We start from the raw sequence: 16,657 nt of genomic DNA on the forward strand, positions 1-16,657 counted from the left end.
GGGATGCCTCCGGAGTATTTCGATTAGGAATATTTCTATCAGGCATAAATAATGGACGGAAGGGGCGGGGCGGGACGGGCGCGCAGCGGGTCGGCGCGGTCCGGCCGGACGTGGCCGGACCGTAGACTGCGGGGCGTGGCGGAGAAGCGGACGAGCGGTGAACAGGGCGGCGAACGGGGCGGTCAGGAGGGCGCTGAGCCCGGCAGGCCGGCGCTCCCGGCGACCAGCTGGGCGGTGCTCGGGCTGCTCTCCTTCGGTGAGGAGCTGTCCGGCTACGACCTCAAGAAGTGGTCGGACTGGTCGCTGCGGTTCTTCTACTGGAGCCCGTCGTTCTCGCAGATCTACGGTGAGCTGAAGCGGCTGGAGAAGGTCGGTTACGTGACCTCCCGCATGGTCGCCCAGGAGACCGGCAACCGGGACAAGCGCGTCTACTCGATCACCGGTGAGGGGATGGACGCCGTGCGGACCTGGGCGCGTGAGTCGCCTGTCGAGCCGCCCGTGCTCAAGCACGGCGTCATGCTGCGGATCTGGCTCGGCCACCTGCTGGAGACCCAGCAGGTGCGCGATGTGCTCGGCACCCACCGCGAGTACGCGGAGCAGATGCGGCAGCGCGCCGAGGTCGACATCGCCGGAGCGCGGGGCGAGGAGGCGTGGGCGTATCCCACCCTCACCCTCAAGTGGGCCGAGCGCTACTACGCGTCGGAGCGCGACCTGGCCGACTCGATGCTCGCCGACCTGGAGGAGCTGGAGCGCAGGCGGCCGTAGCCCCGCCGGAAGTACAGCAGCGGCCCGGCGCAGCCGTGCCGCTCCAGCGCGGTGACCCGGCCGAGCGCGATCAGATGGTCGCCGCCGGGGAAGGTGTCCGCGAGGTCGCACTCGATGGTGGCCAGCGCCCCGTCGAGCAGCGGTGCGCCGTTGGCGCCGGGACGCCAGGCCGCGTTCTGGAACTTCTCCTTTCCGGTCACCGCGAACTGCCTGCACAGCGGCTGCTGTTCGGCGGCCAGGATGTTCACCGCGAAGCGGCCCGCCTCGCGGATGTGCGGCCAGGTCGTCGAGGTGAGGGCCGGGCAGAAGCAGATCAGCGGCGGCTCCAGTGACACCGACGAGAAGGACTGGACGGCCATGCCCGTCGGGCGGCCGTCGGCCTGCATCGCGGTGATGACCGCGACTCCGGTGCAGAAACTGCTGAGCACCTCCCGCATGGAGTCGTCGAATCCCGGGGTGGAGTGAGGGGTGAGGGTCGGCATGCTTGCCTCCAATGTTCCTACTAGGTATATGCCTAACCGAAACACGTGTGATTGGATACCGGCCACGCTCGCACGTCAAGTAGGGAGGGTCATCATCAGCGCACACCAGGTGCCACCACCCACCACCCTCGCGCAGCTCACCGACTTCGCGGCCCGCGCGTACGCGGGCCTCGACGCCCTCGCCGACGGAGAGGTCCGCTGGAGTTTCGGACAGCTGAGTGACGCGGTCCACGCCGCGGCGCGCGCCGTCATCGCCCACGGCGTGGAGCCGGGCGACCGGGTGGCGCTATGGGCCTCCAACAGCCGCGAATGGATCGCGGCCGCTCTCGGCGCGCTCTCCGCCGGGGCTGTGCTCGTTCCCCTCAACACCCGCTACAAAGCAGCCGAGGCCGCCGACATCATCCGCCGCAGCGGAGCCCGCACCCTGCTCACCGAACGCGGCTTCCTCGGCATCGACTACGTGGCCATGCTGAGCGAATCGGGGGAGGACACCGGCGCTCTCGCATCCGTCGTCGTACTCCGCGGCACGGCGACCGGGACGGCGGTGAGCTGGGACGACTGCCTCGCGCGCGGGCGGGACGTCTCCGAGGTCCGGCGGGCAGCCCGTGCCGCGGCCGTCGGACCCGACGACCTCGCCGACATCCTGTACACCTCCGGTACCACCGGCCGCCCCAAGGGCGTCATGAGCACCCACCGGCAGGTGCTCGCCGGAATCGAGGCCTGGTCCCGGGCCGTCACGCTGCGCCCCGGTGACCGCTATCTCCTGGTCAACCCCTTCTTCCACACCTTCGGCTACAAGGCCGGCTTCGTCGCCTGCCTGCTGCGCGGCGTCGCGATGGTCCCCGAGGCGGTCTACGACGTGGACCGGGTACTGCGCCGGATCGCGGACGAGCGGATCAGTGTGCTCCTCGCCCCGCCGACCGTCTTCCACGGACTGGTCCGCCATCCGCACCTCGGTCGCCACGACCTCGCCGCGCTGCGCCTCGCGGGTACCGGGGCCGCCGTCGTGCCGGTCGCGCTCGTCGACGAGATCCGCGAACGGCTGGGCGCGCCGGGCGTGTTCACGGCCTACGGCCTCACCGAGTGCATGGGCGTCGTCGCGGTCTGCCCCGTCGACGCCGACGCGTGGAGCGTCTCGCACTCCGTGGGCCTGCCGCTGCCCGGGACCGAGATCCGCGTCGTCGGCCCCGGCGGCCGGGACGGCGAACCCCTGCCCCCGGGGAGCGCGGGGGAGATCGCCGTACGCGGCCCACAGGTCATGCTCGGATACCTGGACGACCCCGAGGCCACCGCCGGAATCCTGGACGGCGACGGCTGGCTCCACACCGGCGACATCGGCGTACTGGACGAACGCGGCTACCTCTCGATCACCGACCGGCTCAAGGACATGTACGTCGTAGGCGGCTTCAACGCCTACCCGGCCGAAGTCGAGAACGTCCTGCGCGGCCACGAACTCATCAGTGAGGCCGCGGTGGTCGGCGCCCCCGACGAACGGCTGGGCGAGGTCGGCGTCGCCTACCTCGTCACCGAGGACGGCCGGGGCCCCGACCCGGCCGAACTCACCGCCTGGACACGGGAGCGGCTCGCCAACTTCAAGGTCCCGCGCCGCTTCCACGTCGTCGCGGAGCTGCCGCGCAACGCCAGCGGCAAGATCCTCAAGGCCGAACTGCGGCGCGCCGCCAAGGAGTACACCCCGCAGGACTTCCCGCAGGACGGACCGAGGGACGTACCCGCCAGCGCGCGGCAAGGCGAACAGACCGCCCAGCCGGAAGGAGAGAGCCGATGAGATTCGGCGAGGAGCACCAGGAACTGCGCACGGCCGTACGGTCGTTGCTGGCCCGTCACGAAGGGGCCGCCGCCTGGGGGCCGCTCACCCGGCAGATCGGGGCGGCCGGTCTCGCGGTCCCGGAGGAGCACGGCGGAGCGGGATGCGGCCCCGTCGAGGTCCATGTGGTCATGGAGGAGCTCGGACGGGCGCTCGCCCCGGTCCCGTACCTGGGCTCCGCGGTCCTCGCCACCCAGGCGCTGCTGGCCGCGGGCGACACCGGGCTGCTGCCCGCGCTGGCGGAGGGCAGGACCACCGGGGCGCTCGCCTGGGCGGAGAACGGGTCGTGGCGCCCGGAAGCCGTACGGGCCCGTGCCGTGTGCGGTGCCGACGGCTGGCGGATCACCGGGGTCAAGGACCATGTCCTGGACGGGGCCGACGCCGATGTCCTGCTGGTCGCCGCCCGTACCGAGACCGGGCTCGCGCTGTTCCACGTCCCGTCGGGGGCCGCCGGTGTCGAGCGCGAGGCGCACACCACGATGGACCTGACCAGACCGCAGGCGACGCTGCGGTTCGACGGGACAGAGGCCCGGGCCGTCGGTGCGGACGGCGACCGGGTCCTCGCACACGTACGGGACCTGGCCTGTACGGCTCTCGCCGCGGAACAGGTCGGCGCGGCGGAGCGCTGCCTCGAACTCACCGTCGCCCATGTGCGGGACCGGGTGCAGTTCGGCCGGCCGGTCGGTTCGTTCCAGGCCGTGAAGCACCGGCTCGCCGATGCCTTCGTGCGCGTCGAGTCCGCCCGTTCCGCCGCCCTCGGCGCCTCGTGGGCGGCGGCCGACGGCTCACCGGACCTGTCGAGGTACGCGGCCGTCGCCAAGTCCGCCTGCTCCGAGGCGTTCTCGGCGGTGGCCGGGGACATGATCCAGCTGCACGGCGGGATCGGCATCACGTGGGAGCACGACGCCCACCGCTACTTCAAGCGGGCGCACGGCTCGGCCCAGCTCTTCGGTTCACCGGCCGGGCACCGCGACCGGATCGCCGAGGTACTCGTCGGACCACGCGGGGCCGGCGCCGAGCGCCCTGCCTGACCCCGGCCGGCCGGCCCGCCCGGGAGCGGGCGCGGCACCGGCCGGTGGCCGGCCCTCTTCTCCCCAGCGATCGTTTGGCAGGTGTAGGTGTCATGAGCAGTACCGAGAAGTTCCGCTCCGAGTTCCGTACGTGGCTGCGGTCCGGGCTCACCGGAGAGTTCGCCGCGCTCAAGGGCCGCGGCGGGCCCGGCCGGGAGCACGAGGCCTTCGCCGAACGGCTCGCCTGGGAACGGCACATGGCCGCCGCGGGCTGGACCTGCATCGGCTGGCCGCAGGAGTACGGCGGCCGCGGCGCCACCCTGGAGGAGCAGGTCGCCTTCCACGAGGAGTACGCGCTCGCCGACGCCCCGGCCCGGGTGGGTCACATCGGCGAACAGCTCCTCGGTCCCACCCTCATCGCCTTCGGCACGGACGGCCAGCGGGACCGCTTCCTCCCGGGGATCAGGTCCGTGGAGGAGCTGTGGTGCCAGGGGTACAGCGAGCCCGACGCGGGTTCCGACCTGGCCAACGTCCGTACCCGCGCCGAGCGGGACGCCGACGGATGGTCGGTCACCGGACAGAAGATCTGGACGTCGCTGGCCCATGAGTCCCAGTGGTGCTTCCTGGTCGCCCGCACCGGGCCGGGCACGCACCGGCACGAGGGCCTCTCCTACCTGCTCGTGCCCATGGACCAGCCGGGCGTTGAGGTACGGCCCATCACCCAGCTGACCGGTACCAGCGAATTCAACGAGGTCTTCTTCGACGCGGCCCGTACCGGCGCGGACAACGTCGTCGGCGAACCCGGCGACGGCTGGAGGGTGGCCATGGCCACCCTCGGCTTCGAGCGCGGTGTCTCCACCCTCGGCCAGCAGGTCGGGTTCCGGCGCGAGCTGGAGGAGCTGATCGCCCTGGCGCGCCGCAACGGCGCCGCCGGGGACCCGCTCATCCGCGACCGGCTGGCCCGGGCCTGGACCGGACTGGAGATCATCCGCTTCAACGCGCTGCGGATGCTCGACGGCGCGGCCGCCGGGGCTCCCGGGCCCGAGGCCTCCATCAGCAAGATCTACTGGGCGACCTGGCACCGGGAGCTCGGCGAACTGGCGATGGACGTCTGCGGCGCGGACGGCATGCTGGCGGACGGCGCACCGTACGATCTCGGCGACTGGCAGCGGCTGTTCCTCTTCTCCCGCGCCGACACCATCTACGCCGGTTCGAACGAGATCCAGCGCAACATCATCGCGGAGCGGGTCCTCGGCCTGCCGAAGGAAGCCCGGGCCTGACCGCGCTGGGGTGCCGGGCGCCGACGGGCAGCCGGTCATGTCAGCAGGCTCGTGCGGAGCCTGCGCAGCGTCCCGGCATCCAGGCCGAGCCCCTTCGAGAGGTAGGCGTCGAAACTGCCGTACCGCCGGTCGGCCTCGGTGAGCGCGGCGCCGAGATAGTCCTTGCGGACCTCCTGCAACGGGACGATCAGCTGCGGGTCCCGCATGATCCCCGACTTCTTCAGACCGTCGCGGGTTTTGAGGTCGGCGCTCCTGCGGATGTCGTCGGAGAGCAGGTAGTCCGCCTCGGCCGTGGCGGCCGGCACTCCCAGCGCGCGCAGCAGGACGTAACTCATCCAGCCGGTACGGTCCTTGCCCGAGGTGCAGTGGAAGAGCAGCGGCAACCCCTTGCCGTCGGCGAGGGTGTCCAGGACCCGGGCGAACTGGCGGCGGGCCCCGGCCTCGGTGACGAACGTGCGGTAGATCCGCCGCATCGTCTCCGCGCCCTTCCCGCCGCCCAGCGCCTTCTGCTGCTCGGCGGGGTCACGGCTGCCGATGGCCGCCGTCGTCCGTTCGTACAGCCCGGTGTCGTCGATCGGCAGCGGGACGGCGGACGCGCCCTTCGGGAGCCGGTCGGCGCCGTCGGTCCTCACTTCGACGGGAAGCCGGAAGTCGACCACCGACCTGAGTCCGAGCTTCGATGCCACGGTGAGGTCCGCCGGGGTGAGCTTGCCGAGTGCGTCACCGCGGAACACGACTCCGTAGCGCAGCTGTTTGCCGTCGCTGGTCCGGTATCCGCCCAGGTCACGGACGTTGACCGCACCCTTGAGCGCGATGTGCCGGGCGTCGGGCGCCGTCGGCCGCGAGCCGGCGGCTTTCGTGGTGTCCGGATGCGCGCTGTGCGACGGGTGGGACGTATGCGACGGGTGGGAACACCCGGTGAGCACCAGGGCCGTGCCGAGCGCGGCGGTCAGGACGCGGGCCATGGCGGTGCGGGCCACGGTGGTGCGGGCCGCGGCCCGGTTTCGGTTCGGGTTTCGGGTACGGAGCATCGGAACAACTCCCAGGGGGCGGTGGCAGGGTGACGTGCGGGGGATCCGGCCGGGGACCGGGGCGGTGCGGGCAGTGCGGCCGGCCGTCCCGCTGTGGGCAGCGGCCCCCGGAGCGGCGCGGGATGCTCCCTGGCGCCGGCGGTCGGGGGCCCCACCCGGCGAGCGGTGGAATCCGGCTCGGGCAGCGGTGACCGGCGTCCACCCGGTACGGGGTGGACAGGCGTCGTCGCTGCTCCGCCCGGTGCGGCGGACGGATGCTGGACGGGAAGGTAGCAGCGGATCCGCTCCCCGGGGAGGTGCCGCCGGCGGGGTTGTCGCGCGGCCCGGCCCGGGACCTGAGCCGGCCGGGCCGTCACAAGCTCCCGCACAGCCGTCACACGCGCCCCGCCTGCGGGAACACCAGCGCCCCCGGCTGCTGGGGCCGCCGCGCGAAACCGACCGGCCTGCGCGGGTTTCCCACTGAGCGGGAGCAGCCGCTCGGCCGCGCCGGGGACCGCGGCCTAGCCTCGGCACACAGTCCCACCACCGGTTTCGCACTGCCTCGTAGGCCCGGCACCACTTCGTGGGCCGGCGCCCTCTCAGCCCCACTTCTCAGTCCCACCACCCGTCAGCCCCACCCTTTTCGCGGAGGACCGCCCATGCTCACGGCCAGTGAACGGCAGACCGCAGCGGACGCGCTCGGCGCGGCCGAGCGCGACCGGCGGCCCATCGCCCCGCTGACCGAGCTGTTCCCGGGAATCGGTACGGAGGACGCGTACGAGATCCAGCTGCTCGGCATCGGCCGCAGGGTCGCCGCCGGGGCATCCGTGCACGGCCACAAGGTCGGGCTGTCCTCGCCCGTCATGCAGCGCATGATGGGCGTCGACGAGCCCGACTACGGCCACCTCATGGACGACATGCGGTTGCCGGCCGGCCGGCCGGTCGCCGTCGGCCGGTACTGCGCGCCGCGTATCGAGGTCGAGGTCGGCTTCGTGCTGGGCGACGACCTGCCGGGCGAGGGCTGCACCACGGCGGACGTACTCGCCGCCACCGAACGCGTCGTCCCCGCCATCGAGCTGATCGACAGCCGGATCGCCGACTGGCGCATCGCCATCGCCGACACCGTCGCCGACAACGCCTCGTCCGCCGGATACGTCACCGGCGACGGCCGCGACCCGCGCGAACTGGACCTCAAGGCCATCGACGCCGTGCTGCGCCGCGGCTCCGAGCAGATCGCCGCGGGCCGCAGCGACGCCGTACTCGGCGACCCCGCGGCCTCCGTGGCCTGGCTGGCCCGCACCGTGGCGCGCTTCGGCGTCCCGCTGAAGAAGGGCCATCTGGTGCTGCCCGGGTCGTGCACCAGGGCTGTCGACGTCGAGGCGGGCCAGACCTACACCGCCGATTTCACCGGGCTCGGCCCGGTCTCGCTCTCCTTCATCTGAGGTGATGATGACCAACAGGACCAAGGCGACCGCCGCCATCGTCGGCTCCGGCAACATCGGGACCGACCTGCTCCACAAGCTGTTGCGGTCCCCGTACATCGAACCCCGCTGGATGATCGGCGTCGATCCGGCCAGCGAAGGGCTCGCCCGGGCCCGCGCGGCAGGGATCGAGGCCAGCCCCGACGGAGTCGGACCGCTCCTCGACGGCGACGAGCGCCCGGACCTCGTCTTCGAGGCGACCTCCGCCGCCGTGCACCGGGCCAACGCCCCCCGCTACGCCGAACTCGGCATCCGCGCCATCGACCTCACCCCGGCAGCGGTCGGCCCCGCCGTCGTACCGCCCGCGAACCTGCGCGCCCATCTCGACCAGCCGAACGTCAACATGATCACGTGCGGCGGCCAGGCCACGATCCCCATGGTCTACGCCGTCTCGCGGATCGTCCCCGTCCGGTACGCGGAGATCGTGGCGTCCGTCTCCTCGGTGTCGGCAGGGCCGGGAACCCGGGCCAACATCGACGAGTTCACCCGGACCACCGCCCGCGGCATCGAGGACATCGGCGGCGCGGAGCGCGGCAAGGCCATCATCATCCTGAACCCCGCCGACCCGCCCGTGATCATGCGGGACACCGTGTTCTGCGCCATTCCCGAGGACGCCGACCGCGATGCCATCGCCCTCTCCGTCAAGCAGGTCGCCGAGGACGTCGCCTCGTACGTGCCGGGCTACCGGCTGCGCTCCGAGCCGCAGTTCGACGACCCCACCCCGGAGAGCGGCGGCATGGCCCGCGTCGCGGTCTTCCTGGAAGTGGAGGGTGCGGGCGACTACCTCCCGCCGTACGCCGGAAACCTCGACATCATGACCGCCGCCGCCACCAAGGTCGGCGAGGAGTTCGCCAAGGCGCTCCTCGCGCCCGGCCGCTGAGGAGTACCAGATGCCCTACTCGGACACGCTCGACATCCGCGTCACCGACTCCTCGCTGCGTGACGGATCGCACGCCATGCGCCACCAGTTCACCGAGGAGCACGTACGGTCGGTCGTCACCGCACTCGACGGCGCCGGGGTTCCCGTCATCGAGGTCACGCACGGCGACGGACTCGGCGGATCCTCCTTCACCTACGGCTTCTCCGCCACCCCCGAACAGAACCTCATCAAGGCCGCCGTGGAAACGGCGCGGCAGGCCCGGATCGCCTTCCTGATGCTCCCCGGACTCGGCGTCAAGGACGACATCCGCGCCGCCCACGCCAACGGCGCCGCCATCTGCCGCATCGCCACGCACTGCACCGAGGCGGACATCTCCGTCCAGCACTTCGGGCTGGCCCGCGACATGGGCCTGGAGACCGTCGGCTTCCTGATGATGGCGCACTCCACTCCACCCGAAGCGCTGGCCCGGCAGGGCCGCATCATGGCCGACGCGGGCTGCCAGTGCGTGTACGTGGTCGACTCGGCCGGCGCCATGGTCATGGACGACGTGACCGACCGGGTCGCCGCACTCGTCGCCGAACTCGGCGACGACGCACAGGTCGGCTTCCACGGCCACGAGAACCTCGCACTCGGCACCGGCAACTCGATCGCCGCGATCCGGGCCGGAGCGCTCCAGATCGACGGCTCGACACGGCGGCTCGGTGCCGGAGCGGGCAACACGGCCGTGGAGGCGCTCGTCGCCGTCTGCGCCAAGATGGGCATCCGCACCGGCATCGACGTCCTCAAGATCATCGACGCGGCCGAGGACGCCGTCCGCCCCGTGATGGACGACGAGTGCCGGCTCGACCGGCTCGCCCTGCTGATGGGGCACGCGGGGGTCTACTCCAGCTTCCTCAAGCACGCCTACCGCCAGGCCGAGCGGTACGGCGTCTCCGGCGCCGAGATCCTGCTGCGCGCGGGCGAGCGGAAGCTCGTCGGCGGCCAGGAGGACCAGCTCATCGACATCGCCCTCGAACTCTCGGCCGGACGCTGACACGGATCCCCCCCCCGCAGCCGGCCCCGATGCGACACCACCACCAAGGAGGCACAAGATGACCGCAGCAAGCGAAGAGGTCCGCGTCATTGAGGCGGCCGCGCCGCCCACCCGCTTCGCGCGGGGCTGGCACTGCCTCGGCCTCGCCGACTCCTTCAAGGACGGGGAGCCGCACGAGATCGAGGCGTTCGGCACCCGGCTCGTGGTCTTCCAGGGCCAGGACGACGGTGAGCTGCACGTCCTCAACGCGTACTGCCCGCACATGGGCGGCAACCTCGCCCAGGGCACGGTCAAGGGCGACGCGGTCGCCTGCCCCTTCCACGACTGGCGCTGGTCGGGCAACGGCCGCTGCGCGGGAATCCCCTACGCGCGCCGGGTGCCGCCGCGGGCCCGCACCCGGGCCTGGACCACCGTGGAGGAGAACAAGCAGCTCTTCGTCTGGCACGACCCCGAGGGGAAGCCGCCGCCGCCCGGCGTCAGCATCCCCCGGATCGAAGGGGTCTTCAGCGACGAGTGGAGCGACTGGAGCTGGAACGTCCTGCGGGTGGAGAACTCCAACTGCCGCGAGATCGTGGACAACGTCGTCGACATGGCGCACTTCTTCTACGTGCACTACTGCTTCCCGACGTACTTCAAGAACGTCTTCGAAGGCCACACCGCCACCCAGTACATGGAGAGTTCACCCCGAGGTGACGTCGACCTCGGCACCCTCAGCACCGAGGGCGTGCTCCGCTCCGACGCCTCGTACCACGGCCCCTCGTACATGATCGACTACATGTGGAGCGACGTCGGCGCGGACGTGGACATGGAGAGCGTGCTGATCAACTGCCACTATCCGATCGACTCGGACAGCTTCCTGCTGATGTACGGAGCGATCGTCAAGAAGCTGCCCGGGATGACGGACGAGCAGGCGGCGGACGCGGCGCGGCTCACGTCGGACGGCCTTGCCGTCGGCTTCGAGCAGGACGTGCACATCTGGAAGAACAAGACCCGCATCGACAACCCCCTCCTCTCGGAGGAGGACGGCCCGGTCTACCAACTGCGCCGCTGGTACGAGCAGTTCTATGTGAACGCGGGCGACGTCAAGGACGAGATGACCCAGCGCTTCGAGTTCGAGATCGACACCGCCCGTGCCACCGCCGCGTGGCAGCGCGAGGTCGACGAGAACGTGGCGCGCCACCGGAGCGAGGGCTGACATGACACCGGTCGAGTGCGCGGCCTGCGGCAACCAGGTCCTGTGCGAGAAGTTCTCCATGGCCCACACCTCCGTGCAGTGGACGGCCGACGCGGCGGCGGTCTGCGCCGAGTACCAGGACCGGATGCGCACCTGCGCGTCCCTGCGCGACAGCATCGACCGCGCCGTCGGCGACGGACGGCTGGCGGTGGCCGATGCCTGAGCTGCCCCAGGTGCCTTCGGCCCGTACGCACCGGGTCCGGGTCACCGCGGTGGTGGCCGAGACGGCCGACGCGTACTCCTTCGTCCTGGACCCGGCCGACGGCGTACTCGCCTACCGTCCCGGCCAGTTCCTGACGCTGCGACTGCCGGGTCCCGGCGGGGGAGTGGCCGCACGGTGCTACTCCCTCGCCAGCTCCCCGCACTCCGGCGAACCGATGAAGATCACGGTGAAGCGGGTGGCGGGCGGCCACGGCTCCAACTGGCTCTGCGACCACATCGGCGAGGGGGACGAACTGGAGGTGCTGCCCCCGGCCGGCACCTTCGGCTCCGGCCCGCTGGACGGCGATCTGCTGCTGGCGGCCGCGGGCAGCGGCATCACCCCGGTGATCTCCCTCGCCAAGGCGGCACTGGCCGGGGGCCGGGGACGCGTCGTGCTCCTGTACGCCAACCGCGACGAGACCTCGGTGATCTTCCGGGAGGAACTCCGGAGGCTCGCCGAGGCCCATCCAAGGCGGCTTCTGGTCCTGCACTGGCTGGAGACGCTCGACGGCCTGCCGGCCGCGGACCGGCTCGCCGGGCTCCTGGAGCCCTACGCCGGCCACCGCGCGTACCTCTGCGGACCCGCGCCCTTCATGGACGCGGTGGACGCCGCCCTCCGCGCCGCTGGAGCCGCCCCCGCCGCCATCCACCGGGAACGGTTCTTCTCCCTCACCGGGGACGTCTTCCGTACGGTCCCGGTGGAGCCCGCGGAGTCCGCCGGGCCGGACGGCGAAGGCGCCCTGGCGGTGGTCGAGCTGGACGGCGAGACCCACCAGGTGGCGTGGGGAGCCACCACCCCGCTGCTGGACGCCCTGCTCGCCGCCGGGATCGACGCCCCGTACTCCTGCCGGGAGGGCTCCTGCGCCGCCTGCGCCTGCCGGGTGGTCGAGGGGGAGGTCACCGTGGTCCGCGACGACGTCCTGGACGACCAGGACCGTGCGGACGGCTACATCCTGGCCTGCCAGGCGCTGCCGGCCAGTGAGCGGATCAGCATCAGCTACTCCTGACCTGCTGCTCCTGACCCGCTCTTCCTGATGCGGCCGGGGAAGTCCCGCCTCACATCCAGTCGGCGAACCGCAGCCACGACATCATGTTGTCCATCTCGGCCGCGTCGATGGGCGTGGCCACCGCCGGCGCGGGGACGGGGGCGGTGGCCGCGGACGTCCGCGGCCGCGCCTCGGCGCGCCCCGGCCCGAAGAGCGAGCGCCACACCGCCCGGGACGTGGCCAGCACCACGGGGGCCAGCCGCTCCAGCTCGCGGTGTGTCCCGTTGCCGCAGAGCGACACCGAGGCGATGGCCCGGCCCGCGCCCCGCAGCGGCGCCGCCACGCAGGACACCCCCCGGAACGCCTCCTCGACGTCGAAGGCCACGCCCCGGTCCCGGATCCGCGCCAGCTCCTGATGGAACGTCACCGGCCGGGTGATCGTGCGGGCCGTGCGCGGCCGCAGCCCCGCCCGCACCGCCTCGGCGACGAGCGCCTCCTCGCTGAACGCGAGGATCGCCTTGCCGGTCCCCGTGCAGTACGCGGGCTGCCGGCCGCCCACCCGCGAGGGCACGCCCCCGTCCTGGGCGCCGCCGATGCGCTCCAGGTACACCACCTCGGGCCCGTCGAGCACGGCGAGGTGCGCCACGTGCCCGGTGGACTCGTGCAGCGCGTGCAGATGCGGCAGAGCCGCCCGGCGCAGCCGGTTGTGGTGCGAGGCCAGGGCGCCGAGCTCCAGCATCCGCATGCCGAGCCGGTAGTCGCGGCCCTCCCGGTCGAGCCAGCGCAGGCGGACGAGCTGATCGAGTATGCGGTGCACCGACGAGCGCGGAAGACCCGAGCGGTGCATCACATCGGTCAGCGTCAGCCGGGGTGCCGGGCCTTCGAACGCGCCCAGCACCAGGGCGGCCTTCTCCAACAGTGAGGGCGGCTGCTCTGCCATGCCGTGAGGCTTCCACGGTTCCCGCTCAGCGGGAAGAAGGTATTTCGTTTCGGAATAGTAAAAGCGTAGGTTCCTCGCATCCATCCAGGACGACCGAGAGGGGATGCGCATGAGTGCCGACGAAGTCCTCGCCGCAGTGCGGGCCCTTGCCCCGACCCTGCGCGAGCGCGCCGCCGAGACCGAGGCGCTGCGCCGCGTGCCGGACACCTCCATCAAGGAACTCGCCGAGACCGGTTTCTTCCGGCTCCTCCAGCCCAAGGCGTACGGCGGCTACGCCGCACACCCCGCCGTCTTCTACAACGCCGTCAGAGAGATCGCCAGGGCCTGCGGGTCCACCGGCTGGGTCGCCTCCGTCGTCGGCGTCCACCCCTGGCACGTCGGGCTGTACGACCGGCGCGCCCAGGAAGAGGTGTGGGGCCCGGACGACCGGGTCCGCATCTGCTCCTCGTACGCCCCGACCGGCAAGGTCACCCCCGTCGACGGCGGCTTCCGCCTCTCCGGGCGCTGGCGCTTCTCCTCCGGCTGCGACCACGCCGACTGGGCGCTGCTCGGCGGCATCATCAACGACGCCGACGGCAAACCCGTCGACATGCGCACCTTCCTGGTGCCGCGCACCGAGTACCGCATCGACGACGTCTGGGACACCGTCGGACTCCGCGGCAGCGGCAGCAACGACATCATCATCGAGGACGCGTACGTCCCCGACCACCGCGCCCTGAGCTTCGGACCGGTCACCGCCCTGGAGGCCCCCGGGCGCCGGCACAACCCCGAACCGCTCTACCAACTGCCGTACGCCTCGGTCTTCACCACCACCATCTCCACCCCGGTGATCGGCATCGCCGAAGGCGCGTACGACAGCTACGTCGCCGCCACCCGCGAGCGGATACGCGTCTCGTACGGGCAGCAGGTCGCCGAGGACCCCTTCGCGCAGGTGCGCATCGCCCGCGCCGCCAGCGACATCGACGCCTCCTGGCTGCAGCTCGTCCGGAACATCACGGAGCTGTACGAGTGCGCCGAACGCGGCGAGGAACTGCCGACCGCGCTGCGCACCCGCACCCGCCGCGACCAGGTGCTCGCCACCGAGCGCGCGGTCGCCGCCGTCGACCTGCTGATGGAGAACGCCGGCGGCAGCGCCATGCGCACCGGCGGCAACGCGATCCAGCGCGCCTGGCGCGACGCCCACAACGCCCGCGGCCACGCCGCCAACGACCCCGAGCGCGCGCTCGTCCTCTTCGGCCGCGGAGCCCTCGGCCTCGACCCCCAGGACACGATGCTGTGATCGACCACGACTCCACCTCGCGCACCGCCAAGGCCGCCGGACTCAGCATCCACTACCACGAGGCCGGGCCCGCCGACCCCGGCGCACCCGTCGTGATCATGCTGCACGGCGGCGGCCCCGGCGCCTCCGGCTGGTCCAACTTCGGCGGCAACCTGCCGGTCTTCGCCGAGCACTTCCGCACGCTCCTCGTCGACCAGCCCTGCTTCGGCGCATCCGACAAGCCCGAACTCGACCAGGACTTCTTCAGCTACAGCGCGGACGCCGTGGCCGCCCTGATGGATGAACTGGGCATCGCCCGCGCCCACTTCATCGGGAACTCGCTCGGCGGCGGCACCTCCGTGCGGATGGCGCTCAACCATCCGGAGAAGGTGGACAAGCTGCTGCTGATGGGGCCCGGCGGGATCTCCCTCAACCTCTTCGCCGCCGACCCCACCGAAGGCATCAAGCGGCTCTTCGAGTTCAGCGCGGCCGCCGAGCCGACCAAGGACCAGCTGCGCACCTTCCTGACCACACTCGCCTACGACCCGGCGATCGTCACCGACGAACTGATCGAGGAGCGCTGGGCCCAGGCCACCGGCCCCGGCGCCAAGCTCGGCAACGCACGGATGGCCGCGTCCTTCGCCAACCCGGCCTGGCAGCAGGACACCATGCTGTGGCGCGAGGCCCACCGCATCACCGCACCCGTGCTGCTCACCTGGGGCCGCGAGGACCGCGCCAACCCGCTCGACGGCGCACTGGTGGCGCTCAAGGCGATCCCCGACGCCCGGCTCCATGTCTTCCCGCACTGCGGCCACTGGGCGCAGACCGAACAGGCCGACGAGTTCAACCGGCTCGCCGTCGACTTCTTCACGCACTGAGAGGCACCTGGTTCATGGATATACGCGCTCTGGGCTATCTGCGTCTGGAAACCGCCGGGTTCGATGAGTGGCGTGCCTTCACGCTCGACGTCCTCGGCATGATCGAGGCGCCCGGCTCGACCGAGGACACCCTGCGGCTGCGGCTCGACGACCGCGCGCACCGCATCACCATCGTGCGCGGCGCCACCGACCGGCTGCTGGCCGCCGGCTGGGAGGTGCGCGACGCCGCAGCGCTCGCCGCCGCCCGCACGGAGCTCACGGCGGCCGGAGTCGAGGTCGAGGACGCCAAGCCCGACGAGCTCGCCGACCGGCGGGTGCGGGGCATGTTCCACTGCCAGGACCCGGCGGGCAACCAGCTGGAGATCTTCTGGGGCCAGGCACAGGACCACACCCCGGCCGTCACCCCGTACGGCAACCGCTTCGTCACCGGCGACCTGGGCCTCGGCCATGTGGTGCTCCCCGCCCCCGCCATCGAGGAGGCGTACGACTTCTACGAGGGGCTCCTCGGTTTCACCCTGCGCGACTCGATGCGGCTGCCCGCCGCGATCGTGCCGGGCGGCGCCCCCGACCGTGACGTCCACTGGATGCACTTCATGGGGTGCAACCCCCGCCACCACAGCCTGGGCCTCTACCCGGGCCTGATGGCGCCCGGCATCGTGCACTTCATGGTCGAGGTGGCCACGCTCGACGACGTGGGGCGTGGTTACGACCGCCTCCACGCGGCCGGCATCCCCGTCGCCTCCACCCTCGGCCGGCACACCAACGACCTGATGGTGTCCTTCTACGCGCAGGCACCCGGCGGCTTCCAGGTCGAGTACGGCACCGAGGGCCGCCTCGTCGACGACGCCACCTGGGTCGCCAAGGAGATGACCGCCGACAGCTTCTGGGGCCACCAGTGGAACGGCTGACGGAGCAGGTCGCCCCGGCCGGCTTCCGGGAGGTGCTCGGCCGGTTCGCGAGCGGCATCACGGTCGTCGCGTCCGCCGACGGCGAGGGGAGGCCGGTGGGCCTGGCCTGCCAGTCCTTCGCCTCGCTCTCCCTCGACCCGCCGCTGGTCATGCTCTGCGTCGGGAAGGCGTCGACCAGCTGGCCGCAGGTCGCGCGCACCGGGCGTTTCGCCGTCAGCGTCCTCGCCGAGGAGCAGCGCGAGGTCTGCGCCGCCCTCGGCGGACGCGGGGGCGACAAGTTCGACGGCGTCGGCTGGACGGTGTCGGAGCACGGCACCGTACGGATCGACGGCGCCCTGGCCACCGTGGACTGCGCGCTGCACAGCGTCCAGGAGGCGGGCGACCACCTGGTCGTCACCGGCGAGGTGCTCGAACTCGTCGCCAGGCCGGACGGATCGCCCCTGCTCTACTTCGGCAGCGCCTACGCGGCAGGTGACTTCCGATGAA

General features: G+C 72.0%; 17 protein-coding genes. 14 read left to right on the top strand and 3 right to left on the bottom strand.

Going from position 1 to position 16,657, the window contains the following annotated elements:
• Window positions 1–234 precede the first annotated feature (234 nt).
• The gene (locus tag OG285_RS35125; RefSeq protein WP_371793682.1) at window positions 235–765 is read left to right on the top strand and encodes a PadR family transcriptional regulator; all 531 of its coding nucleotides are present in this window, start codon (window positions 235–237) and stop codon (window positions 763–765) included.
• Here OG285_RS35125 and OG285_RS35130 read toward each other — a convergent pair.
• Window positions 693–1,247, bottom strand: a complete 555-nt coding sequence (locus OG285_RS35130) for a flavin reductase family protein (protein ID WP_356834530.1) — start codon at window positions 1,245–1,247, stop codon at window positions 693–695. The genes OG285_RS35125 and OG285_RS35130 overlap by 73 nt on opposite strands.
• Window positions 1,248–1,356: 109 nt before the next feature.
• Between OG285_RS35130 and OG285_RS35135 the strand changes: the two genes are divergently transcribed.
• The 3 genes from OG285_RS35135 to OG285_RS35145 all read left to right on the top strand — a co-directional run bounded on the left by OG285_RS35135 (window position 1,357) and on the right by OG285_RS35145 (window position 5,362).
• Window positions 1,357–3,033, top strand: a complete 1,677-nt coding sequence (locus OG285_RS35135; RefSeq protein ID WP_371793349.1) for a FadD3 family acyl-CoA ligase — start codon at window positions 1,357–1,359, stop codon at window positions 3,031–3,033.
• Window positions 3,030–4,103, top strand: coding sequence for an acyl-CoA dehydrogenase family protein (locus OG285_RS35140; RefSeq protein WP_371793350.1), 1,074 nt, complete (start codon window positions 3,030–3,032; stop codon window positions 4,101–4,103). The genes OG285_RS35135 and OG285_RS35140 overlap by 4 nt, the downstream gene beginning before the upstream one ends.
• 92 nt (window positions 4,104–4,195) lie before the next feature.
• On the top strand, window positions 4,196–5,362 hold the full coding sequence (locus OG285_RS35145) for an acyl-CoA dehydrogenase family protein (protein ID WP_371793351.1): 1,167 nt from the start codon (window positions 4,196–4,198) through the stop codon (window positions 5,360–5,362).
• 35 nt (window positions 5,363–5,397) lie between these two features.
• Here the strand turns inward: OG285_RS35145 and OG285_RS35150 are convergent, their stop codons facing one another.
• Complete coding sequence (locus OG285_RS35150) at window positions 5,398–6,393, bottom strand: tyrosine-protein phosphatase (protein ID WP_371793352.1); 996 nt, start codon at window positions 6,391–6,393, stop codon at window positions 5,398–5,400.
• A gap of 638 nt (window positions 6,394–7,031) precedes the next feature.
• Here OG285_RS35150 and OG285_RS35155 point away from each other — a divergent pair.
• Genes OG285_RS35155 through OG285_RS35180 form a run of 6 tightly spaced genes read left to right on the top strand, consistent with a single transcriptional unit; the run spans window position 7,032 to window position 12,208 of the window.
• Window positions 7,032–7,814, top strand: a complete 783-nt coding sequence (locus OG285_RS35155) for a 2-keto-4-pentenoate hydratase (protein ID WP_356834540.1) — start codon at window positions 7,032–7,034, stop codon at window positions 7,812–7,814.
• Between the two features lie 7 nt (window positions 7,815–7,821).
• Window positions 7,822–8,733, top strand: a complete 912-nt coding sequence (locus OG285_RS35160; protein ID WP_356834638.1) for an acetaldehyde dehydrogenase (acetylating) — start codon at window positions 7,822–7,824, stop codon at window positions 8,731–8,733.
• A 10-nt stretch (window positions 8,734–8,743) separates the two neighbouring features.
• A complete protein-coding gene (gene dmpG, locus OG285_RS35165; RefSeq protein ID WP_371793353.1) occupies window positions 8,744–9,766 on the top strand; it encodes a 4-hydroxy-2-oxovalerate aldolase in 1,023 nt (340 codons plus the stop codon).
• A 58-nt stretch (window positions 9,767–9,824) separates the two neighbouring features.
• On the top strand, window positions 9,825–10,961 hold the full coding sequence (locus OG285_RS35170; RefSeq protein ID WP_356834544.1) for a Rieske 2Fe-2S domain-containing protein: 1,137 nt from the start codon (window positions 9,825–9,827) through the stop codon (window positions 10,959–10,961).
• A 1-nt stretch (window position 10,962) separates the two neighbouring features.
• A complete protein-coding gene (locus OG285_RS35175; RefSeq protein ID WP_356834546.1) occupies window positions 10,963–11,163 on the top strand; it encodes a hypothetical protein in 201 nt (66 codons plus the stop codon).
• Window positions 11,156–12,208, top strand: coding sequence for a 2Fe-2S iron-sulfur cluster-binding protein (locus OG285_RS35180; protein WP_371793354.1), 1,053 nt, complete (start codon window positions 11,156–11,158; stop codon window positions 12,206–12,208). Before OG285_RS35175 ends, OG285_RS35180 begins: the two co-directional genes overlap by 8 nt.
• A gap of 49 nt (window positions 12,209–12,257) precedes the next feature.
• Here the strand turns inward: OG285_RS35180 and OG285_RS35185 are convergent, their stop codons facing one another.
• Window positions 12,258–13,127, bottom strand: coding sequence for an IclR family transcriptional regulator (locus OG285_RS35185; protein ID WP_371793355.1), 870 nt, complete (start codon window positions 13,125–13,127; stop codon window positions 12,258–12,260).
• Between the two features lie 109 nt (window positions 13,128–13,236).
• Between OG285_RS35185 and hsaA the strand changes: the two genes are divergently transcribed.
• From hsaA to OG285_RS35205, 4 genes are read left to right on the top strand one after another with little or no spacing between them, the layout of a single operon-like run.
• The gene (gene hsaA / locus OG285_RS35190) at window positions 13,237–14,406 is read left to right on the top strand and encodes a 3-hydroxy-9,10-secoandrosta-1,3,5(10)-triene-9,17-dione monooxygenase oxygenase subunit (RefSeq protein WP_371793356.1); all 1,170 of its coding nucleotides are present in this window, start codon (window positions 13,237–13,239) and stop codon (window positions 14,404–14,406) included.
• Complete coding sequence (gene hsaD / locus OG285_RS35195) at window positions 14,403–15,263, top strand: 4,5:9,10-diseco-3-hydroxy-5,9,17-trioxoandrosta-1(10),2-diene-4-oate hydrolase (protein WP_371793357.1); 861 nt, start codon at window positions 14,403–14,405, stop codon at window positions 15,261–15,263. Before hsaA ends, hsaD begins: the two co-directional genes overlap by 4 nt.
• Before the next feature lie 14 nt (window positions 15,264–15,277).
• Window positions 15,278–16,171 (top strand): VOC family protein, encoded by an 894-nt coding sequence (locus tag OG285_RS35200; protein ID WP_371793358.1) that lies wholly within the window; start codon window positions 15,278–15,280, stop codon window positions 16,169–16,171.
• Window positions 16,159–16,656 (top strand): flavin reductase family protein, encoded by a 498-nt coding sequence (locus OG285_RS35205; protein WP_356834558.1) that lies wholly within the window; start codon window positions 16,159–16,161, stop codon window positions 16,654–16,656. The genes OG285_RS35200 and OG285_RS35205 overlap by 13 nt, the downstream gene beginning before the upstream one ends.
• Window position 16,657 lies beyond the last annotated feature (1 nt).

It is taken from the genome of Streptomyces sp. NBC_01471 (genome assembly GCF_041438865.1).
GTDB lineage: Bacteria > Actinomycetota > Actinomycetes > Streptomycetales > Streptomycetaceae > Streptomyces.

Bases quoted from the DNA above. Each gene is read 5' to 3' on its own strand.
- OG285_RS35145 (WP_371793351.1), top strand. From the start codon at position 4,196: ATGAGCAGTACCGAGAAGTTCCGCTCCGAGTTCCGTACGTGGCTGCGG.
- OG285_RS35140 (WP_371793350.1), top strand. From the start codon at position 3,030: ATGAGATTCGGCGAGGAGCACCAGGAACTGCGCACGGCCGTACGGTCG.
- OG285_RS35185 (WP_371793355.1), bottom strand. From the start codon at position 13,127: ATGGCAGAGCAGCCGCCCTCACTGTTGGAGAAGGCCGCCCTGGTGCTG.
- OG285_RS35155 (WP_356834540.1), top strand. From the start codon at position 7,032: ATGCTCACGGCCAGTGAACGGCAGACCGCAGCGGACGCGCTCGGCGCG.
- OG285_RS35130 (WP_356834530.1), bottom strand. From the start codon at position 1,247: ATGCCGACCCTCACCCCTCACTCCACCCCGGGATTCGACGACTCCATG.
- dmpG (WP_371793353.1), top strand. From the start codon at position 8,744: ATGCCCTACTCGGACACGCTCGACATCCGCGTCACCGACTCCTCGCTG.
- OG285_RS35170 (WP_356834544.1), top strand. From the start codon at position 9,825: ATGACCGCAGCAAGCGAAGAGGTCCGCGTCATTGAGGCGGCCGCGCCG.
- OG285_RS35200 (WP_371793358.1), top strand. From the start codon at position 15,278: ATGGATATACGCGCTCTGGGCTATCTGCGTCTGGAAACCGCCGGGTTC.
- hsaA (WP_371793356.1), top strand. From the start codon at position 13,237: ATGAGTGCCGACGAAGTCCTCGCCGCAGTGCGGGCCCTTGCCCCGACC.
- OG285_RS35150 (WP_371793352.1), bottom strand. From the start codon at position 6,393: ATGCTCCGTACCCGAAACCCGAACCGAAACCGGGCCGCGGCCCGCACC.
- OG285_RS35180 (WP_371793354.1), top strand. From the start codon at position 11,156: ATGCCTGAGCTGCCCCAGGTGCCTTCGGCCCGTACGCACCGGGTCCGG.
- OG285_RS35160 (WP_356834638.1), top strand. From the start codon at position 7,822: ATGACCAACAGGACCAAGGCGACCGCCGCCATCGTCGGCTCCGGCAAC.
- OG285_RS35175 (WP_356834546.1), top strand. From the start codon at position 10,963: ATGACACCGGTCGAGTGCGCGGCCTGCGGCAACCAGGTCCTGTGCGAG.